At 44.9% G+C, this 19551-nt stretch carries 20 protein-coding genes; 18 read left to right on the plus strand and 2 right to left on the minus strand.

Annotated elements, in window-relative coordinates; translation table 11 throughout:
* The first annotated feature begins 225 nt into the window (after positions 1-225).
* The 11 genes from M4D81_RS08340 to M4D81_RS08390 all read left to right on the plus strand — a co-directional run bounded on the left by M4D81_RS08340 (position 226) and on the right by M4D81_RS08390 (position 8223).
* Complete coding sequence (locus M4D81_RS08340; protein WP_260065569.1) at positions 226-777, plus strand: hypothetical protein; 552 nt, start codon at positions 226-228, stop codon at positions 775-777.
* A gap of 100 nt (positions 778-877) precedes the next feature.
* Entirely contained in the window at positions 878-1405 is a 528-nt protein-coding gene (locus tag M4D81_RS08345; RefSeq protein ID WP_260065740.1) for an AAA family ATPase, read from the plus strand.
* A 214-nt stretch (positions 1406-1619) separates the two neighbouring features.
* Complete coding sequence (locus M4D81_RS08350; protein ID WP_260065570.1) at positions 1620-2048, plus strand: GNAT family N-acetyltransferase; 429 nt, start codon at positions 1620-1622, stop codon at positions 2046-2048.
* A gap of 103 nt (positions 2049-2151) precedes the next feature.
* Positions 2152-2751: a transglutaminase-like domain-containing protein gene (locus M4D81_RS08355; protein ID WP_260065571.1), complete on the plus strand. Its 600-nt coding sequence runs from the start codon at positions 2152-2154 to the stop codon at positions 2749-2751.
* A gap of 73 nt (positions 2752-2824) precedes the next feature.
* On the plus strand, positions 2825-3337 hold the full coding sequence (locus tag M4D81_RS08360; RefSeq protein ID WP_260065573.1) for a DUF6886 family protein: 513 nt from the start codon (positions 2825-2827) through the stop codon (positions 3335-3337).
* 121 nt (positions 3338-3458) lie between these two features.
* Positions 3459-4037, plus strand: coding sequence for a P-loop nucleotide/nucleoside kinase family protein (locus M4D81_RS08365; RefSeq protein WP_260065575.1), 579 nt, complete (start codon positions 3459-3461; stop codon positions 4035-4037).
* 3 nt (positions 4038-4040) lie between these two features.
* The gene (locus tag M4D81_RS08370; protein WP_260065577.1) at positions 4041-4463 is read left to right on the plus strand and encodes a hypothetical protein; all 423 of its coding nucleotides are present in this window, start codon (positions 4041-4043) and stop codon (positions 4461-4463) included.
* Between the two features lie 30 nt (positions 4464-4493).
* Positions 4494-5042, plus strand: coding sequence for a hypothetical protein (locus M4D81_RS08375; RefSeq protein WP_260065578.1), 549 nt, complete (start codon positions 4494-4496; stop codon positions 5040-5042).
* 50 nt (positions 5043-5092) lie between these two features.
* On the plus strand, positions 5093-5626 hold the full coding sequence (locus tag M4D81_RS08380; RefSeq protein ID WP_260065742.1) for a GNAT family N-acetyltransferase: 534 nt from the start codon (positions 5093-5095) through the stop codon (positions 5624-5626).
* Positions 5627-5770: 144 nt separating this feature from the next.
* On the plus strand, positions 5771-6379 hold the full coding sequence (locus M4D81_RS08385; RefSeq protein WP_260065580.1) for a YdcF family protein: 609 nt from the start codon (positions 5771-5773) through the stop codon (positions 6377-6379).
* Between the two features lie 383 nt (positions 6380-6762).
* A complete protein-coding gene (locus M4D81_RS08390; protein WP_260065582.1) occupies positions 6763-8223 on the plus strand; it encodes a chitinase in 1461 nt (486 codons plus the stop codon).
* 281 nt (positions 8224-8504) lie between these two features.
* Here the strand turns inward: M4D81_RS08390 and M4D81_RS08395 are convergent, their stop codons facing one another.
* On the minus strand, positions 8505-10859 hold the full coding sequence (locus M4D81_RS08395; protein WP_260065584.1) for an Ig-like domain-containing protein: 2355 nt from the start codon (positions 10857-10859) through the stop codon (positions 8505-8507).
* 200 nt (positions 10860-11059) lie between these two features.
* Positions 11060-12463: a cytochrome P450 gene (locus M4D81_RS08400; protein ID WP_260065587.1), complete on the minus strand. Its 1404-nt coding sequence runs from the start codon at positions 12461-12463 to the stop codon at positions 11060-11062.
* A gap of 147 nt (positions 12464-12610) precedes the next feature.
* On the opposite strand from M4D81_RS08400, the gene M4D81_RS08405 reads away from it, so the two are divergent.
* The 7 genes from M4D81_RS08405 to M4D81_RS08435 all read left to right on the plus strand — a co-directional run bounded on the left by M4D81_RS08405 (position 12611) and on the right by M4D81_RS08435 (position 19465).
* The gene (locus M4D81_RS08405) at positions 12611-13216 is read left to right on the plus strand and encodes a TetR/AcrR family transcriptional regulator (protein ID WP_260065588.1); all 606 of its coding nucleotides are present in this window, start codon (positions 12611-12613) and stop codon (positions 13214-13216) included.
* Positions 13217-13398: 182 nt separating this feature from the next.
* Positions 13399-14097: a YkoP family protein gene (locus M4D81_RS08410; RefSeq protein WP_260065590.1), complete on the plus strand. Its 699-nt coding sequence runs from the start codon at positions 13399-13401 to the stop codon at positions 14095-14097.
* 87 nt (positions 14098-14184) lie between these two features.
* Positions 14185-15456, plus strand: a complete 1272-nt coding sequence (locus M4D81_RS08415) for an alcohol acetyltransferase (RefSeq protein WP_260065592.1) — start codon at positions 14185-14187, stop codon at positions 15454-15456.
* Entirely contained in the window at positions 15453-16130 is a 678-nt protein-coding gene (locus tag M4D81_RS08420; protein WP_260065594.1) for a DUF6320 domain-containing protein, read from the plus strand. Before M4D81_RS08415 ends, M4D81_RS08420 begins: the two co-directional genes overlap by 4 nt.
* A gap of 12 nt (positions 16131-16142) precedes the next feature.
* The gene (locus tag M4D81_RS08425) at positions 16143-16745 is read left to right on the plus strand and encodes a GNAT family N-acetyltransferase (RefSeq protein WP_311200623.1); all 603 of its coding nucleotides are present in this window, start codon (positions 16143-16145) and stop codon (positions 16743-16745) included.
* Between the two features lie 211 nt (positions 16746-16956).
* Entirely contained in the window at positions 16957-18696 is a 1740-nt protein-coding gene (locus M4D81_RS08430; protein ID WP_260065744.1) for a sensor histidine kinase, read from the plus strand.
* Positions 18697-18727: 31 nt separating this feature from the next.
* Positions 18728-19465: a LytR/AlgR family response regulator transcription factor gene (locus M4D81_RS08435; RefSeq protein WP_260065596.1), complete on the plus strand. Its 738-nt coding sequence runs from the start codon at positions 18728-18730 to the stop codon at positions 19463-19465.
* The last annotated feature ends 86 nt before the right edge of the window (positions 19466-19551 follow it).

A 19551-nucleotide genomic window follows, 5' to 3' on the forward strand; every position in this document is an offset into this window, starting at 1 on the left:
CTCGGCTGAGGGGCCGAGCTTTGACCGCTAGGGGGCTACTGGTCTGGAAACAGAATCAGGTAAATATAATCTATTCCCGGAAGACCATGAGTGTATATCATCCCACAACTTAACAGCTTCAAAGATTCCGATTAACTAAAAGAAAATTTTGATCACATTATGACTAGTCGAGTGGGCACTTAGCTGGTTTATGAATTTCCGAGAAGTTGTGTACGTCATAAAGAGGTGAACGATCTGAAGATTAAGGTAGGCATATTTATAATTCTTGTTGTATTGATAGCATTGATAGTTATTTTCCAAAAGGATAAACCAAATGACTACGCATCAATAGAAGAAGCAATGATTAATTCAAACATTGTTTATGATGAATTATATTATATTACTGAGTATAGAGGAAACTGCATTATTTTTTACGGCGAAGAAGATGTTTTGTCGGTTGGCATAGCAACCAAGAAAAGATCAAAATATCAGTGGATATATGGGTTTGGGAGTAAACATTTTAATGAAACTGAGCCTATCCTTACTAGAGCTTTCACAAACTTACCAACTAAGATATCTGGAAATGATAAACTTGTTTCGCTAACGTTTGGTGTAATAAATGATAGGGATATTGAAAATTTAAAAATCCAATACAAGGGTCAGGCAGTAAGAGATGCAACTATAATTCCAACATCAAAAGGTCCAATATGGTTTTGTTTTTCAGATATTCCAGTTAATTACGACCCGGATGTAGTAAGAATTTATAAACATGGAGAGACAAAGACCGGATGGTATTAAAATGAAGATTAATAGGTTTTTGGGGTAGAAGGGTATCAGCTAGCAACTTATCCATTCGTAGATATAAATTCATGCCTATGGGGGTGATTATGTGATTATCATGATTAATGGTGCATTCGGCTCTGGCAAGACTTCGGCAGCTAACATGCTTCAATCCTTAATCTCAAATAGCATGATTTATGATCCTGAAGAAATCGGATACATGTTAAGAAATATCATTAATGAAGAAACTAGATTTGAAGAAGAACGAACTGATGATTTTCAGGATCTGGAATTATGGAGAATCCTCACTGTTAAGACAGCTCATGAATTAATGAATAAGTATAAGAAACATCTTATTGTTCCGATGACGATTTATAAAGCTGATCATTTCGAATACATATTAAATGGATTTAAAAGCTTTGATCAAGACGTTTTTCATTTTTGTATCATTGCGTCTGGAGACACAATCAAAAAGAGAATTGAAGGACGTGGTGACCATTTTGGAACGTGGTATCAGACACATACAGAAGCTGGTTTACTTGCATTTCGGGATAGCAGATTTCGAGAACATATTGAAACGGACCATATAGGAACTGAAGAAGTTGTTAGACTAATCCTAAAAAAACTTGGTAAGAGCAATGTGTGAAGAGTTTAATGGAGGTTACTGGCCACACATAACACGATATGCGCCTTTTGGTCCGCCTCAAGACCCAGATCGTTCTGGAGGTGATACGGGCGGCACGCCCCGTACAACCTAACCCATCACGGCCGCTCACTTACGTTCGTTTTAAAGTTGGGTTGACGTCGTGAACATGGAAACTTTATATGAAATCAGTTTAAGAAAGTAAGGGAGAAAAACAATGATTCGAGAAGCGGAACCAAAAGATGCAGAACAAATTGAGGAATTATATAAGGAGTTATTACCTAGCAACACTGAAATATATGTGTCCAATGAAAGATTAAGTGAAGTCCAAAATAATCCGAATAGCTTCTTATTCGTCTACGAACTAGAGCAAAAGATTGTGGGAACTGCTCATTTGCATCTTTGCTTGGATGCATTAGTGGGGTCCAGGCCGTTTGGTGTTGTAGAAAGAGTTATTATTTCAAGAGCACAACAAGGAAAGGGATATGGTTCAGAATTAATGAAATATATTGAAGGTTTATGCGTCGAGAAAAACTGTTTAAAGATATTTCTTACAAGTGGAAGTTCAAGGACTGAGGCTCATGTATTTTACGACAGGTTGGGATATGACGGTAATTCAAGCAGAGCATTCAAAAAATATCTGTAATAAAAAGGAATACCTGTCGATACGAAGTTTGAGCTTCTTGAACGTCGAGAATACGATAGAAGTTAGGCTGGGAATTTCTGTTATACGACTAGGGGGAGAAATAATGAAGCAGTTAGCACAATTGGAAGCCTATTTACAGGCATCTGAGTATATTGATTATTTTGATGCTCAAATACAAGCAGTGATTTTATCTTTTACAGAAGAAACTGAAACTAAAAGAATACAGGCAGCATTTGAATTTGTGCGCGATCAGATTGATCATTCTTTTGATATTAAAAGCGAAGAAGTAACAAGGAAGGCCTCTGAAGTATTGAACAAAAGACATGGAATATGCTATGCCAAATCTCATTTATTATCAGGAATACTGCGAGGAATGGGTATACCTTCAGGCATTTGTTATCAAAGGTTAACCCTATTCGATAAACCCGAGGATGGGTACTGTTTGCATGCTTTGAATACAGTGTATTTGAGGGAGCATGACAGGTGGATACGTTTAGACGCAAGAGGAAATAAGGAAGGTATAAATGCGCAGTTTTCAATAGATAAGGAGAGATTAGCCTTTCCTGTTAGAGAAGAATATGGCGAGAAGGATTATGAGATTAATTACGCACAGCCCCATCCAGTCATTATTCAAACACTAGAAACCTATTCAAATGCTAAGGAGATGTACCTAGGCGGATTGCCAGAAGACCTGAGTCAGTGAAACTGTGACGCGTTTAGTAAGTGACTCAAGGATACGAAATTGCTGAAATACATATATAAAATGAGGTGCATGAATGCTTTTTCATTTTAGCGAAGAGGCTGATATTGAAATCTTCATCCCACGAGAAAAACAGAACCGACCGGACTTTCCGGCAGTGGTGTGGGCAATAGATGCGGAACATGAATTCTCATATTACTTTCCAAGGGATTGTCCGCGAATTGTATGTAGAAGAACAGAGGATATCAGTGAGAGAAACAATGAGTTGTTTTTTAACAACACGTTGGCTGACATTATCGTAACTGTAGAAAATGATTGGTACGCAAGAATCAATCAACAAACGTTGTACAAGTACCAATTTGAAGACGAGGGGTTTGAAGTTTTTGATAAAACTGCAGGCTATTATATTTCCTATCAAACCGTAAAGCCAGTGGGGATAGTGAAGGTTGATAGACTGGTTGAGAGACTTTTAAGCAAGGGAATTGAATTAAGGTTTACACCGAATTTATGTCCTCTTAGGGAATCAATAGTTTCTTCAGATTTTAAGGGATTTGGAATACATAGATTTAATAATGCCAACAGACTATAGGGGGATTTAACAACTGCATTCATGTAGCTTAGAAATATCCCTGCTGTCTCTTGGCCATTAAGGGGCTGACATTTGCCTAACGAATAAATGCCAATGCCTTTAAAGGAGAACTGTAACGAATATGATCATATTAATCAGCGGGAACAGCTGCACGGGTAAGACCTATATGGCTCAACAATTGCTCGAGAGGTATCACGCTCCATATCTTTCGATCGACCATTTAAAAATGGGCTTATACAGGGCGGATATGAGCTGCGGTTTCACCCCCCTGGATTCAGCAGAGTTTATCGGTGAGAAATTATGGCCGATCCTCAAAGAGATCATCAAGACGAACATAGAGAATAACCAGAATCTAATCATTGAAGGCTGCTACATCCTGCCTCACCATCTTCAAGATATCGAGCCATCCTACTCAGCGCACATCATACCGGTATTCTTGGGTTTCACAACCACCTACATCCAGCAAAACTTCCAATCCAACATCATTCAACATCGCAATGCAATCGAAACACGTACTTATCCTGAAGCAAGAACCATTACTGATTATATACTGGAGCATGATGCATTCCGTGAAAAGTGTTTGGCATCAGATGTCCCTTATTTTGAGATTAAAGAGAACTACGAAGAAGAGATCTCAAAAGTATACGACTACATCGAGGATGAAAAGGAGAGAATCGCGAGTGAAATCGATGTGGAGTAGCCTATGAAAAAACAATTATTACTTATCCTTGTTGTCGTCCTTTCCGTGTTTTTATTATTTCATGTTAATCAATGGATGAAGAATGAATATGAAATATGGACGGCCATTGAAAATCGGGAGTGGGAAGCAAGAGGGATTGGGGTGTATTTTTATGAAGAAAACAATCAAAAATATGGTCTCTACATGATTTATGGAAGTGGACTTCCCGTCATCTCTTCTCATAAATCCAAGGTCAGAATTATAAATGATGTTGAGATTGAGATGGAGATTCCAGATCATTCTATAAATTTGCAATCAACAGATCAACAAGTACAAGTATCCAGATTAAAATGGGATCAGGGTAAGTTGACCATGGACGGGCTGATATTTGAAGTCTCGGAGACTTCGGAGAAACATAAGTGGGTTTTAAATCTACGGGCGAAATAATATCGCTGTAATCGAGGAAAGGAAGAAGCCGTGGAATTATTCTTATATCATTATTATGATGCAGCAACCGGTCCCTTTCGAAATCTATCCGCACTATCTATCGAAGAAGCGAAGCAAGTACAGAGAAGACTCCAACAAAATAAAAATATGTTTGCGAGTCAACGCGGGGATGATTATATCGTAATCCGACGCGGATTAGAATCGCGTGCCAGAGATCTATTTATAGCCAAGGGTGGACGGCCGACCAATAAATATCCACATTACATGACACTTGGCCCTTGCGAATGGATTAAGCAGTGGTATCAGAGAGGGAGGGAAGTTAAGATACCCCTCGATGATGTTGATCCCGAGATGATTAGTTTTACTTATGGTGACTTATTTCCCACGATGCGCTTTAAAGACGACAAGCCTTACAGAGGGAAGGTCTACTTAAAGAACGAAATCCTCCGATTGGTAGACGAACATGGTTGGCCGCAAGAATGGAATAAAGACGGGGATCAAGGACCAGAACGATATATAGAAGTACAGGTATGGGACGATCGTGTGATTCGTCTTTTTTTGAATAATACTATGGAATGAGATGTAATTATAAAATCTAAAGAAGGATGTGAGTACTTATATTGATCGTAATGGATTTGTTAGAAAAGGATACTGATAAGATAAATCAAACAGCGAGGTTACTGCATGAGAGTTTTGAAGCATGGCCCACAATAGATTCTGCCATACATGAAGTTTTGGAATCTCTAAGTGATGATTCTATAAGTAGAGTATTAGTTAATGGAGATGATGAAGTTATAGGGTGGGTTGGCGGGAGAAGTCAGTATGACGGTAATGTGTGGGAACTGCATCCGTTAGTTATTAGAAAAGATAGTAGAATGCGAGGCTTAGGAAAGTCATTAGTGATCGACTTTGAACGTCAGGTCTACCAACGTGGAGGTATAACCATCATATTGGGTACGGATGATGAGTATAATCAAACCAGTCTATCTAACGTGAATTTGTATCAAGATACTCCGGCACACCTATCCAATTTTGAAAGTCTAGATCATCCAGCGAACTTTTATAGAAAGTTAGGTTTTGCAATCGTCGGTGTTATACCAGATGCGAACGGAATAGGAAAACCGGATATTATCATGGCAAAGCGTGTTAAACCTGTAGATTAGATTAAGTATAGAGTTTCCTAATGAATGCGACTGCCATTACATGGAGGGCTCCAGACGCTGCAAAGCTTATGCAGTTTTATCGATATGAAGTTGCCAGGCATTGCTTGGGTTTTGATGAACATGAGACAACGGGAGGCGTTCTTATTGCTGATCTCACAGATGAATCCAGAGATATTGACGAGAGAACAGATCACAACGGTGGTGTTCGGAGCGGAAACGGAAGTTGATGATGGTACGCAGTCTGGTGATTGTATCTTTGTGTTTGGCGGAAAAAACCTGGACCGGGTATGGAAAGCGGTTGAATTATACACAAACGGACGCGCCCCCTATCTATTATTCACGGGTGGAGACCGATTTGGCGAGTGGGAGCAGCCCGAGGCGGTTATGATGCGGAATGAAGCCATAAAAATGGGCATTCCGCCAGAATCCATTTTTATTGAAACGATGTCCAACCATACGAAGGAAAACATTATGGCCTCCCTAACCGTGCTTGATCGGGCATTGGGGTTACAACGAATCCGTCGACTCTTGCTCGTCAGTGCGCCTGGACATATGCGCCGATGCCAACTGATGCTCAGGACCTTTATGCCCCCTTGGTATGAGTATATATGGTGTCCGGACCATCGCTCTCTTGGGAGACGGGACAATTGGTGGACCGATCCTGACGAAGAGAAACGGGTGCTGAGTGAGCTTAACAAAGTGATTGGCGGGGTAAGTGGGCGATATTTTGTTGATGCGGATATTGAAATTTGAAAATAGTGCTGCCTCACCAGGAGTTGGGTGAGTATCACCATTACATACAATGATCGAAGCGGCCGTTCTCCTGAACACATTTCAAGGAGGACGGTTGTTTTTTGTGTTGCCTAGGCCAGGGGATATCTTGTTTGAAAATCTTCTTACATATACAAATTGATCCTTCAGAGCTATTGATAATAATTAACATATAAAGTAAATTTTTTACATATAAATCAACTTATGAATTATGTAAATGAATCAAAAATGAGTAAATAAAATGCATCGATATGGATTTAGAGAATTAACAAGATAATTGTATGTGATAAAGGAGGTGATGCCGTCTTATGCAAGATAGGCTAAAAGCTGAACGATCAATTTATTTATTGAGGAGGGATTAATGGATGAAGAAGGGTTTATTCAGAGTGCTGGACAAATCGAGAGTGATGATGTTGCCTTTATTGGTCGTCGTGTCTATGATGATGAACTTTTTTCCTCTTGAGGTTTCTGCAGCAGATCGGGGTGCTTGGGCCACCAATGTGTCATATGCCGTAAACGACAACGTGACATATGATGGGAAAACGTACAAAGCTATTCAAGCTCATACCTCATTACCCGGATGGGAACCGCCCAATGTGCCTGCATTGTGGCAGTTTGTCCAAGGTGGTGGAGGTAATGATACTGCAGCTCCGACAACGCCTACGAATGTAATTGTAAGCGCAGTCACTTCTTCAAGCGTTACTTTATCCTGGCAAGCCTCTAGGGACAATGTAGGCGTGACAGGATATGATTTATACCAAGGCACATCCCTTGCCATTTCTGTTACCGGTACGACAGCCACAATAACGGGTCTTTCACCGAACACGACATATTCTTTTAAGGTCATTGCTAAGGATGCTGCCGGGAACCTTTCTCCTGCCAGTGCGATCGTGAATGCAACAACTTCAGAAGGAACAGGAGGTCCCCAGCCGACGAAGCATATATTGTCAGGGTACTGGCAGAACTTTGTTAATGGTGCGAGCAAATTGAAAGTGAGAGATATACCGGATCAGTACGACATTATTGTGTTAGCGTTTGCCGAGATGGATCCTGCTAACCCTGGTGGTGTCACTTTTACTGTAGATCCTGCGCTATCCGCAGCGCTTGGCGGGTACACCAATGCTGAACTGATTGCGGATATTCAGGCCAAACGCGCTCAAGGCAAGAAGGTCATCATATCCATTGGAGGGGAACTGGGGAACATTAATTTGAATAATCCATCCCCGAATGTACCGAACTTTGTGAACAGCATGTACGGCATCATCACTCAATTTGGGCTTGATGGGATAGACATCGATCTGGAGCATGGCATGAATGTACCTAATTTAACCAATGCGATCCGCCAACTGAAGCAAAAAGTAGGAAATGACTTTGTTCTGACGATGGCTCCCCAAACGATAGACATGCAGAATCCAAACACCTCCTATATGCAGCTTTATAACAATCTGAAGGATATGACAACGGTAATTAACGTCCAGTATTATAATTCTGGATGCATGCTAGGCCGTGACGGTAAATGCTATTCCCAAGGCACGGTTGATTTTCTGACGGCTCTTTCGGACTTAACGCTGCAGTGGGTATCACCTTCCCAATTGGGATTAGGAGTGCCTGCTACCTCAGCAGCAGCTGGAGGCGGATATGTTTCTCCAACCGTCGTAAATAATGCCCTAAATTGTCTGGCAACCGGAAACAGCTGTGGGAGTTATAAACCGGTTGCTAAATACCCCGATATACGGGGAGCGATGACTTGGTCCATTAACTGGGATACGACCACGAATTACACACTTGCCAAAACGGTGAAACCATTCTTGAACACGCTGCCTTAACACTGATGAAATTTGTACAACTTAAGTAGATCTTATATTTAATATAAGGAAACCTCTCTTTGATATGTGGTGGTATAACACCTTCATTATCAAGAGAGGTTTTTGTTTGGTTTCCAAACTCCAACGGAGAAGGCGGAATCATGCTGTAGAAGCAAAGCGGTCCCCTTTGTCCCCGGATTTCAACCATGTCATAGGATCATAAGAAATCTGGGGGCAACAGGGATCGGAAGCATGATTCGCATTCGTAGTGCTGAAGTGCTGAATCGCTGCATATTTGAAACTCAAGGCTCCCATATCACCGTCGGGTACGGGAGTTGGTCATAAGCACTGGCCCAGTAATAGGAGTCGGCCATGATGCGCCGTGGCAGGAAGCCGATCTCGCCTCGGGATACGGAGATGAGCTCAGACTGCGATTGGAACACGCCGTCCGCAGTTGTCGCGGCATTGACATATTTGCCTGCCATATGGGTGAACCGTCCGCTGATCTTGGCTGAAACAGGCAGCCTTGTGTCCTTATCGACCATCTGCATGGTTACTCTGGCGATACCGGCAGAATAGGTGATGGTCATCTGATCAATGACCATCGGTTTCATTGTGGATGGCGCTGTTGTGGCTGAGGCAGCCGCGCTGGGAGCTCCTTCATTGCCTGTGATATCGACCGCTGTGATTTTATAATAATAGGTGGTGTTCGGCAGCAGCCCGGTATCTTTATATGAAAGTCCTTTAGAGATTCCGGCGTAAGTAGCGGGCCCGATCTCAAAGTCGGCTTCGGTACCGCGGTAGATCCGATATGCATTTACTGCTGTGTTGTCCATCGCCATATTATAAGTTATATTAATCCGTTGAAAATCAAACGTGGCCGCTGTTGCTCCACTGACCGTGCTCGGTGGTTCATGGTCAGCAGGAGGCTGCCAAGCGTAGCCACCAGGTCCCCATTCGCTTGGAAAATCAACGATCGAGGAGTAGTGATGGAGAGCAATGCCTCCAAACGCTGAATCGTTCAGAAAAGCATCATAAACCTTGTTTAACTCCTGCTCCATATAAGTTCGCCCTTCTTCATGGAAGCTGATGGTTTCCGGATCCCCGCCATCGGCGATGTCTTTCGTCTCGACTCCGATCACAACCGACTTCGGCTTGCCGATCGTATTTGCATAGGCCACCTCGTTTAGCGCGTGTGCGATAATGCCGGCGCTGCCATCAGCCTGATCTCGGTAATTCATAATCGAGATATAATCGGCCGTGTCCTGAATATGCTCAGACAGCCATTTCGTTTTTCCGTTCCAAGAGATATTGCTGGCGTCGGCAGAAGTATCGTACCATCTTGGAATCGCTGCGCCGACGGACAAGGTGAGGCCCGATGCCTGTTTGCGTTCCATCAGCAGCTGCAGCATATCCAGGTACTGAATCTGAACAGATGGCTTTGCTGTTTTGAAATCCGGCAGGATATACGGTTCGGTATCCAGGTTTACGCCATCAAAGCGAGCCGATTCGCCGGAAGCCAAATTGTAATTCAAGATCTGCTCAAATTCCCTAACGGCTTGAGTCTGATATCGACTATAGGCTCCGAAGTAAGGTGGGGAGGTGCCGCCGGCGATCAACGCTTGAACATAGAAACCTTGTTCATGAGCCCACTCGATGAATTGTTGAACCTCACTTCGATGATCCTCCAGCATTTTTGCCCCGTTATATTGACCTACAGCCAAATAAAGTGTCGTAATTGGACGTTGATTAAAGGTGGTTGTATCCTTTGCCATGGAAGAGAGGGCTGCTCGGGAATTCGGATTAAGTACCAGTGGGTAGGAGGCATTTTCCCAGATCCAGATCGCACGATCCTGATCCGGCAGCGGTTCCGGGTGATAGGTGTTGCTAGTCACTGTTTCAGGGTTCGTCGCGGAGGGATCGTATACATCATTTATTACGTTAACGGGAGTTGAGTTGGCAAGATCCATATAGACAGCGTCTGTCACCGTCGCGGGATGCTTGCCTTGGTTAGCCGGAGGCATCCCCCCTGTTCTTGCATAGACCGTTAGGCTATAGCCTGTATTGCCGTAAGAATCGGTTGCTCTTGCCTCCAGACTGTGAACCTGGTGAGGGGATTGACGCGAATCGAATGTATATTTATATCCGTTTTTGGCAGGGGGGGCCTGCAGCCAATCGCCTCCGTTGATGCGGAGCTCAACTTGGGCTATCGGATTTTTACCCGCTGCAGATATGTGAATATCCATTTTGTTGCGCTGCAACGTTTGCTCGCTTGGGCTGGTAATCTGCACTTCCGGGATATGAGCTGCAGGATTATCGACATTTAGGTGAATCCAAGGGGACCAGATACCATAACGCGTAACCGCATCGTTTGCTTTAAGGACCATTTCGACTGCACCGTCCAACTGACTTGTATCCAGCTTGTAAGACCAAGATCCGCTGTCATCGCCATTCGGGTCATCCATCTGAACATCCGTCACAAATTCACCGTTAACGATGAGCTGAAGTTCATACACGCCGGAGTAGGTTCCGAATAATTCAGCCACACCCGGCTGAAGCGTTTGCCCGTCCTGATGAGAATCAATAGTAATTAACGCCGCTGCCTTAGCGTGGGGAGGCGGGATACAGATTGTAGAAATCAGAACTGCCGCCAGCAACAAAAGCCCGCACCTACGTAAATGTGAAAGCATCTTTGTAGTCACATCCTTGTCAGTATGATGTAAACCTAATGGACTCTACGGCAGTTACAATGGCTTGCTTATCCTGTGAGCATACACTTTGCGTCAATATGAAGCGCTTACTTTTTAATATTACGAAAAAAATCGATTAGAACCGATGTCAGAGACGTGGCAGGTTATTATTTTTGAAGGGGAGCAGGATCGACTCCGTATTCGATAAGCCGATGAATGGTACCACGTACGTCATCAACCCGTTCAAATCTGCCGTTCTTCAAAGTTATACGTAAAGGCATGCCGTGAACGGGTCGCATCATCAGATTCGGTGTGATTTTGGCATTATGGACTAATGAAAATTGATATCGTTGAAGAAGAACAGCAAGGATAATCTTAAGTTCTTGCATGGCGAAGTGCCAGCCTATACACATATGAGGCCCTGCGCTGAATGGTAAGAATTCGTATGCGGAAGGTTTAATGGTCTCCCACCGATGCGGCTTGAATTGATTCGGACTTTCATAAAGCTCCGGGAGGCGATGGGTAATGAATTGGCTAAAAAAGATATTCGTTCCCGCCGGAAGGACATAACCATCCAATTCACAAGGCGCAGCCGTAATGCGGGTGCCGATGCTTGCCGGAGGAAGTAAACGAAGACTCTCTTTAACCACATGGTCCAGCAGGGAGAGTCGGCTCAGTTCCTCCCGAGTCGGATGGTTTCCACCCATCATGGCGTTCAATTCCTCCATTACGTTCGCATAAATGTCCGGGTGCTGTATCAGCAGAAAAAATGTCCAAGTCAAAGCATTTGCAGTGGTTTCATGACCAGCTGTATAGATTGAGAATGCATGCCCGACTAATTCCTCATCCGATAATGCAAAACCATCCTCATCATGTCCTCTAATTAGTGCGGCTAGCACATCCGTTGCATCTGACTCCTGCCGCTTCTCATGGATCATGGACCGAATTTGAGTATTAAGCTGTTGTGCAATTCGAAGAGAGCGACGATATGGAGTGAAGGGAAGATTAATGGGAGCGAGGGTGGTAAGCAAAAAAGACTTCGTAAACCGATTGATCAGCATCCCCATGGAGTCCATCATTTCAGTATGATGAACACCGAATAATGTCTTAAGGGCGATGCGCTGCGTTAACTTTTTCATTTCGGTGTTGATGTCAATCCGGGTACGTCCTCTCCATTCGTCTGCCAATAGCTCCGTTATGGATGCCATGTCCTGACCGTATTTTTCAATTTGGCCATGCAGAAAGGCGGGCTGGATCAGGCGACGGTGCTGTTTGTGCTTTTCGCCGCTCATCAGTAAAAGATTATGATAGAATAAATCCCCCATTACGGTGTCTTTGGGTATTTTAACAAGAGCCGTGCTCATCTCGAAAAAGTTCGGATTGGATAGGATTTGACGGTTCAGATCGGGTCCAAACGCAAATACAGATGAAGGCTTGTGGCTTTTCCCCAGGGCAGCGACCTTACCATACTGTTCAAATAATGTTTGCTGAAATGCGAACGGACTGCGGAAAAAATGAAACATATTTATCCTCCAATCAAGTGCAGAGTCGGGTCCAGGTATACGGTTCATAATCACACTTCCTTTGTATGATTTGTAATAAAAACATTCATATATTTCATGATATTCCTTCGAGAAGAAATGATCAAGATATTTTTGAAATATATGAATTGCATTATTACAAAACATTCCGTATAGTTTTATCCGAGAGGTGAGTATATGAACGGTTATCAACTCCGCACAGTGAAGAAAAAAGAACAGATTATGAAGGCAACCTTCGATTTGATCAGGAAATACGGAGCCGAAAAGACAAGCATTGCAGAAATCTCCAAACACGCCCGCGTGTCCCCCGTCTCCATTTATAATTATTTTGGCAGCAAGGAAGAGCTTATCCGGATGACGTTTATCGATTATATGAGTAATATCATGAACGAGTATGAGAAGCTGCTGGATAAGCCCATCCCTTTTCAGGAGAAATTGAAGTTGTTGCTGGGGGCACGAATGAATAGCATGGATCAGATCAACTCGGATCTTATTCAAATCAGCGATGAACCGTCTGTTCAAGAGCATATCGAGGCATTTTACAAGGAGAGAACGATTCCCTTTTTTGTGAAATTGATTGAGCAAGGCAAGCAGGAGGGTTTTATTGATCCAGAAATTTCGATAGAAGCGGCATTGTTTTATATTCAAGTGTTTAAGGAGGCTCTGGCACGACCGGGATTCATTACACAAGCGAGCCCTACCATGCTTCGTGATATCGATCGCTTGTTTTATTATGGATTGATAGGGAAAGCGGAGCACTCTGGGACAGAGAGTGGCTATTGAGTTAATGACATAAGCGTTAAGGCCAGGCAACCTTTGGTGCAGACCAAAGGTTGTTTTGATTTGCATACAAAGTCACTAGCCAGCAACTGTTTTGACCCGCATCTCCGTCTTGAGACCGAGAGCAACTCTGTACCTGAGACGGTGGGAACCTGTGCAGATCTTCTTTATGATGAAATTAACGGATGACTACTGGAGAATCATGGAATGACATATTCAAACTAAAAAATAGTGAGGTGTTCCATCTGCTGCGAAAATTACTTAAAACCGTCATGCAAAGCTCCTGGATGATGTGGGAACGTATCTTCAGCTTCATTTCCAGGTTCCGCAGCTCGCATATCTCGCGTTTTGGCATATGCACAGTCATGATTAAGAAGCATCGAGGAGAGCGCATCGTCTGCGAGGACTCAACGATCATTCAGAATGGAGATCTGGTAGGCGAACTGCATTTGGACAATGAAACGATTCTCAAATTAATCCGATCGGAAGGGCCGGATCGTGCGGCTCTGAAAATAGCAAGACTTGCGAGAAAGTCCATGCTGCAGATTAGCCGTGCATATGAAGACCGGTCCGAGTTCAGCGAGGTCAGCGCGTTGGTCGGGATTACTTTGCTGCACCGTGGATTAACGCACGGTCTTGGTTTTGAGCATCAAGCGATGAAACCGGACTTGTTCCAGAAGCTGACCACGTCCTACCTGCGAATGCTGTTATCCGTGATGCACCCGGATGGCAAGAACCGGATTGATCGAAGAACGGAATTACTCGTTCCTATGATGTTAATACATACCCGCTCATCGCTGATGAAGCGATTTTCAATGGCGGATAAGCGGCCTTTACATGAAGAGGGGCATGCCATCTTGGTATCGGCTGCGGTTGAAGCTTGAGTGAAAGTAGCATTGCCACGTACATAAGATAAGCCTGTTAAAAGTGCAGCTGAGTGGGAGTTCTAATAGAAATGAGGAGAGCAACAGATGGAAGAATGGTATAAACTTGACCACGCCGGGAAGCTGTTTCCCGCCGTTGCAGGAAGGGAGAATTCATCAACCTACCGGTTATCCATGATGCTGACAAGTGATGTGAAGCCACCGGTGTTGCAACAAGCGCTCGATAGCGTAATGAAGAGATTTCCTCTATTAAACGTCGAACTTAGAAATGGACTGTTCTGGAAATTTCTGCAGGAGAAGGAGACGCGTTTGATGGTGGAACCGGAATCCACCTATCCTTGTGCACCTGCAGCTCTCTCGACTGAGGGCGGAAGCTTGGTGAGGGTTTTATATCATGGCAACAAGATCAGCGTGGAGATTTTTCATGCGCTAACAGACGGGGGTGGGGCACTAGAGTTTCTCAAAACCTTGGTGTTCCAGTATTTATATCTGCTCGGCGAAAACGTAGAGGACAAGGAAGGTCTGATTTTGCCGCCAGCTTCATTTGCTCGATATGCCGAAGCACAGGATAGCTTTAAAGCTCATTATACATCGGCCACGGCCGACTCCAGAATGCCGGAGGCCCTGCAAATTCCCGGTACCCGATTCTCGCCTTATGGACACAACGTCATCCACGGCGTGATTCACGCCTCGCGGCTGAATGGGGCGGCCAAGCAGAAGGGAGTAACGCTCACCGCTTACCTGACAGCGATTTTGATTATGGCGGTTTATGAGACGACGTTGCCCTTCAACAACGATAACCGGCCGATTGTGATCAGCATGCCGGTGAACCTGCGTAAAATCTTTCCTTCGAGCAGCCTGCGAAACTTTTTTGCGGTCATTAACATTGGCGTACAGATGAAGGAAGGCATGACATTGGATGAGGTACAAGGTATCGTGCATGCACAGATGAAAGAGAAAACGACGAAGTCTTATCTAACCCAAGCGATGGCCGGCAGCATGAAATATGAGAAGAACCTGTTATCCCGATTCACGCCGCTGAAATTGAAGGATCTGGCGATTCGTTATGGGTTCGACCATTACGGTGAAGAAGCCAAAACGCTTACGCTCACCAATCTGGGCCGAGTTGATATCCCAGCGAGTATGGCTGCGCATATTGAATCAATGGAAACCACGATGTATCCTACGGCCAAGAGTCCAATGAACTGTGCCGTCAGTTCGATCAATGACCAGCTTACCATCACCTTTGCCAGGAATATCGTCGAGAGCGATGTGATCAGGCACTTTTTTCGTCAGCTTGCCAGCCTAAGCGGATTGGATATAAGGATTGTCAGCAATGATTGGGGGATGGGCGCATGAGATGCAAGAGCTGTGGGGTATCCGTAGACCCGGCGCACGCAGCATGTCCCTTATGCCGGAGAAATTTACATGGTAAGGGCGATGCACCATCAACAGGAAATTCCTGGTACCCCATCTATGAGGCTGTAGAGGAGCAGCGTGCGAGCAGTCTGTTATCCAAGTGGCTTACCTTCATTGCAGTGTCTGTCATCGGCTTATCATTACTTATCAATATTCTGGGAGACCACGAAGTATGGTGGAGTCTGTACCTCATGCCCTGCGTGCTCTATGCATGGCTGTTTATCAGACATACCTTGATGTCCAAGTCGCACCTCGGCGGCAAAATCGTCGTACAGCTGCTCGGGCTGTCCGGCATGCTGCTTTGGCTTAACGTGGCAGCGGGTACGAATTACTGGTCGACCGGTTACGTCATTCCGTTCCTGATGATGGCGGCAACCCTTCTGATTACCGTTATATGCTGCACCAGAAAAATGCGTTGGCGTGAGTTCGCAGGTTACTTGTTAACCCTGATCTTGCTTGGGTTTGTTCCCTTATTACTATATGCCGTCGGCATGACGCACGTATTATGGACAGCCGTTGCGACGGCCGTATATGCCTTACTAACGTTCGGCGGGATGTGTCTGATTGCAGATAAGGGATTCCGAAAGGATATGAAGCGCAGATTACATTTTTGACAGGAGGATAACATGATGTGCTCCATTACGATTAGAAGAATGGCAGATTATGAACGAGACGTTCGCGAGGAAGTGGCGGAAGTGTTTGTTGATGGGTATTATAACGAACTGTCCTATTTCACCGAGGATCGAAGCACGTTAAAGAAAGCATTCCGGAGTCTGTTCAGTCCTGAGGTGTTTTATGTGGCTGAGGTCCAGGGCGTCATTGTCGGGATTTTAGCCTGTTCCCATCATAGGCAGCGGGCCATGCCGGTCGAGTTAGCTCCGCTTCAGGAGGCTTTTGGAGAGAAGACAGGGGAGCTTGCATATAACGTCATGAAGAATGAATTTAACCCGGCACTGCCTTATGATGAGGAAACGGGTTATATCGAATGTGTGGCAACTACTACGAAAGCTCGCGGCAAAGGCGTTTCCACCGCTTTAATGCAGCATGTCAAAGAGGAGCTGCCATACAAGCGTTATGTTCTGGAAGTGACCGACAGCAACCAGGTCGCGCTATCGTTATATCAGAAATTAGGATTCCGGGAGATTGAACGCAAATCCGAGATAGATGCAGAGGAAAAAGGGTTCAGCGACCGTATTTACATGGAATGGAGAAAGCCGGTCTTCAGGTGATATCCATATAAACGAGAGACCTTCAACCGAATAGGATGGTATGGCGTTTAACAACCTCCGCTTTAGAACGAATTGAAGCGGGAGGTTTTTTTGTTGTTTTTTGAGCCTCTGCCATGATAATTTAGTATGTATTGCCAGGTTTACGGTAAACTTCTTAAGGAATCTATTCGTGACAAGTAAGCGATTCAAAATCAGATTGCGGGGTGACGCCATGTTTGAACTGCTGATTACAATGACCGAGCGGATTGGAATTATTGTGACGATTGCATTTATCGTAACCCGGTTGAGGTTCTTTCGGTCGATGATAAGTCAGGACAAGCTGACGTCAGTACAACAGATTCAGGCCGTATTAGTCTTCGGGATTTTAGGGATTATCGGGACGTATACCGGAATTACGGTGAACACTGAATCCCTTGAAGTCAACAAATGGATGATGCAAGTTTCCGGAGACGAAGCGATTGCAAATTCAAGAGTTGTCGGTGTTGTTATGGCCGGATTGTTCGGAGGCTATAGAATCGGGCTTGGTGCAGGACTGATTGCAGGACTTCACCGTTTTACATTAGGTGGGTTTACGAGTTTGGCCTGTGGGCTCGCGACCATACTAGCAGGTCTTCTGGCCAGCCTGTTTCATAAAAAGAATGAGCAGGTTCGTTTCTCAGCTGCGCTTCTAATGGGGGCATTGGCTGAGTCCCTTCAGATGCTGATCATCCTGCTTTTGTCCAGGCCATTCGAGCAGGCGATGTCCTTGGTCGGCTATATTGGAGTACCAATGATTGTAGCAAACGGAATCGGTTGTGCATTGTTTCTGCTCATTATCCGATCCGTTTTGAATGAAGAGGAGAAGGTGGCGGCTCAGCAGGCGCAAGCTTCTCTTCGGATTGCCCGCAGAACCATTGGGTATATGCGTCAGGGGATGAATGCGCAATCCGCGGAAGCGGTGTGCCAGATTCTTTACGAGGAAGTCAATGCCAGTGCGATTGCGATTACGAATGATCGGATGATTCTGGCCCATGTCGGAACGGGGGATGATCATCATGCGGCAGGTCGTCCGCTGCAGACGGAAGTGACGCGTCGGGTCATTGAACAAGGGGAGCAGCTGATCGCGGATCGAGCGCATATTCAGTGCCAGAAGCCGGATTGTCCGTTGGGAGCCGCTGTCATCGGACCTTTGAAACAGGGCGGTCAGACCGTGGGCACACTAAAGTTCTATTTTCGAAGTCCGAAGGACATTACCCATGTTACAACAGAATTGATGTCAGGTCTTACGATGTTGTTAAGCTACCAGCTGGAGGCTGCTCAATTGGAGGAAACCAAGGAACTTGCCAGAGAAGCTGAGATCAAGACGCTTCAAGCACAAATTCATCCGCACTTTTTGTTTAATGCATTAAACACAATACTCTCTCTAACACGAATTGATGCGGAGAAGGCAAGAAAGCTGCTGCGGAGTCTATCGGACTACATCCGCCAGAATTTGACCGCCGCAACTGCCGAGAAGGCCACGCTTCAGGATGAACTGCAGCATATACGATCTTATATGAGCATTGAACAAACCAGATTCGAGGATAAACTGCAAATTCAATATGAAGTAGAGGATTCCGCGCTGCAGGCGCTTGTACCGCCGCTGACCTTGCAGCCATTAATAGAGAACAGCATACGCCACGGTTTCAGGAACAAAACAGACGATTGTGTCATACTTATCCGCATTCAGGGTGATCCGGCTAACGGTGTATTCGTTACGATCAAGGACAACGGAACGGGGATTACGCCGGAACGGCTTCGGTTATTGGGGCGCCAAATGCTCGATTCTTCATCGGGTACGGGAATGGCTGTGTATAACGTGAACAGAAGATTGGCTTTGATGTATGGGCCCCATGCATCATTAAGCATCCAAAGTGATGAAGCGGTCGGGACTGAAATTCAATTCCAGATTCCCGCAGCCGCTAACGTATAACTCTACTCATGAAGGCAGGGATTTCTTACACATGATCGAACGCATCCGAACACTCATCGTGGATGATGAACGTTACAGCCGTGAAGAACTGATCTATTTACTGAAGCAGCATCCTACACTCGAGATCGTTGGAGAAGCGGATTCCGGGGAACAGGCGGTGTTAAAGACCATGCAGTTGAAGCCGGAAGCCGTGTTTCTGGATATTGAAATGCCCTTAATGAACGGGCTTGAAACGGCAAGAGCCTTGAACGAGTTGAAGCTCCCTCCAAAAATCGTGTTTGCCACGGCGTACCCTCAATTCGGTGTAGAGGCCTTCCGGTTCGAAGCGCTGGACTATTTGTTAAAGCCCATAGACGAAGAAAGACTGGCGGAGACGGTAAGGCGCCTTGAGCAATCATTACGAAGGGAAGGCCCGACAGCACCCGGTCATTCCAAATCTTCGGGCAAGCTGTCGTTGGATGTGGATGGGGAAATTATGTTCATAGACCCGAAAGATATTATTTATATCTCACGGGAGGATGCATACTCCAAGATCGTCACAGTTGATAAGCAATATCATGTTAAAACGCCACTCAAGGAGCTGGAAACGAAGCTTCGGCAGTATCCGTTCTTCCGGATTCATAAAAGCTATGTGGTACATCTTGATTATGTCAAAAGCCTGGTTCCTTGGTTTAACGGCGCATTCCAGCTTGAGCTGAAGGGGTGCAGCGACAAACTAGCCGTAAGCCGTAATTATGCCAAGGCATTTCGAGAGGCTTTGGAGCTTTAATGAAACGTGGATGGGTTAAGGATGGAACGCTCATGATGTGAATGAAGACTGCATGAGAGCCCTTTAATGTGCATAATAACCTTAGA

The sequence above is a fragment of the Paenibacillus sp. p3-SID867 genome (assembly GCF_025142895.1).
GTDB lineage: Bacteria > Bacillota > Bacilli > Paenibacillales > Paenibacillaceae > Paenibacillus_AQ.

What these genes read in the sequence shown, in the direction of transcription:
- M4D81_RS08425 (WP_311200623.1), top strand. Translation starts at nt 16,143, where the DNA reads ATGATGTGCTCCATTACGATTAGAAGAATGGCAGATTATGAACGAGAC.
- M4D81_RS08420 (WP_260065594.1), top strand. Translation starts at nt 15,453, where the DNA reads ATGAGATGCAAGAGCTGTGGGGTATCCGTAGACCCGGCGCACGCAGCA.
- M4D81_RS08400 (WP_260065587.1), bottom strand. Translation starts at nt 12,463, where the DNA reads ATGAACCGTATACCTGGACCCGACTCTGCACTTGATTGGAGGATAAAT.
- M4D81_RS08435 (WP_260065596.1), top strand. Translation starts at nt 18,728, where the DNA reads ATGATCGAACGCATCCGAACACTCATCGTGGATGATGAACGTTACAGC.
- M4D81_RS08390 (WP_260065582.1), top strand. Translation starts at nt 6,763, where the DNA reads ATGAAGAAGGGTTTATTCAGAGTGCTGGACAAATCGAGAGTGATGATG.
- M4D81_RS08370 (WP_260065577.1), top strand. Translation starts at nt 4,041, where the DNA reads ATGAAAAAACAATTATTACTTATCCTTGTTGTCGTCCTTTCCGTGTTT.
- M4D81_RS08430 (WP_260065744.1), top strand. Translation starts at nt 16,957, where the DNA reads ATGTTTGAACTGCTGATTACAATGACCGAGCGGATTGGAATTATTGTG.
- M4D81_RS08345 (WP_260065740.1), top strand. Translation starts at nt 878, where the DNA reads ATGATTAATGGTGCATTCGGCTCTGGCAAGACTTCGGCAGCTAACATG.
- M4D81_RS08360 (WP_260065573.1), top strand. Translation starts at nt 2,825, where the DNA reads ATGCTTTTTCATTTTAGCGAAGAGGCTGATATTGAAATCTTCATCCCA.
- M4D81_RS08410 (WP_260065590.1), top strand. Translation starts at nt 13,399, where the DNA reads ATGACTACTGGAGAATCATGGAATGACATATTCAAACTAAAAAATAGT.
- M4D81_RS08405 (WP_260065588.1), top strand. Translation starts at nt 12,611, where the DNA reads ATGAACGGTTATCAACTCCGCACAGTGAAGAAAAAAGAACAGATTATG.
- M4D81_RS08365 (WP_260065575.1), top strand. Translation starts at nt 3,459, where the DNA reads ATGATCATATTAATCAGCGGGAACAGCTGCACGGGTAAGACCTATATG.
- M4D81_RS08415 (WP_260065592.1), top strand. Translation starts at nt 14,185, where the DNA reads ATGGAAGAATGGTATAAACTTGACCACGCCGGGAAGCTGTTTCCCGCC.
- M4D81_RS08355 (WP_260065571.1), top strand. Translation starts at nt 2,152, where the DNA reads ATGAAGCAGTTAGCACAATTGGAAGCCTATTTACAGGCATCTGAGTAT.
- M4D81_RS08350 (WP_260065570.1), top strand. Translation starts at nt 1,620, where the DNA reads ATGATTCGAGAAGCGGAACCAAAAGATGCAGAACAAATTGAGGAATTA.
- M4D81_RS08380 (WP_260065742.1), top strand. Translation starts at nt 5,093, where the DNA reads ATGGATTTGTTAGAAAAGGATACTGATAAGATAAATCAAACAGCGAGG.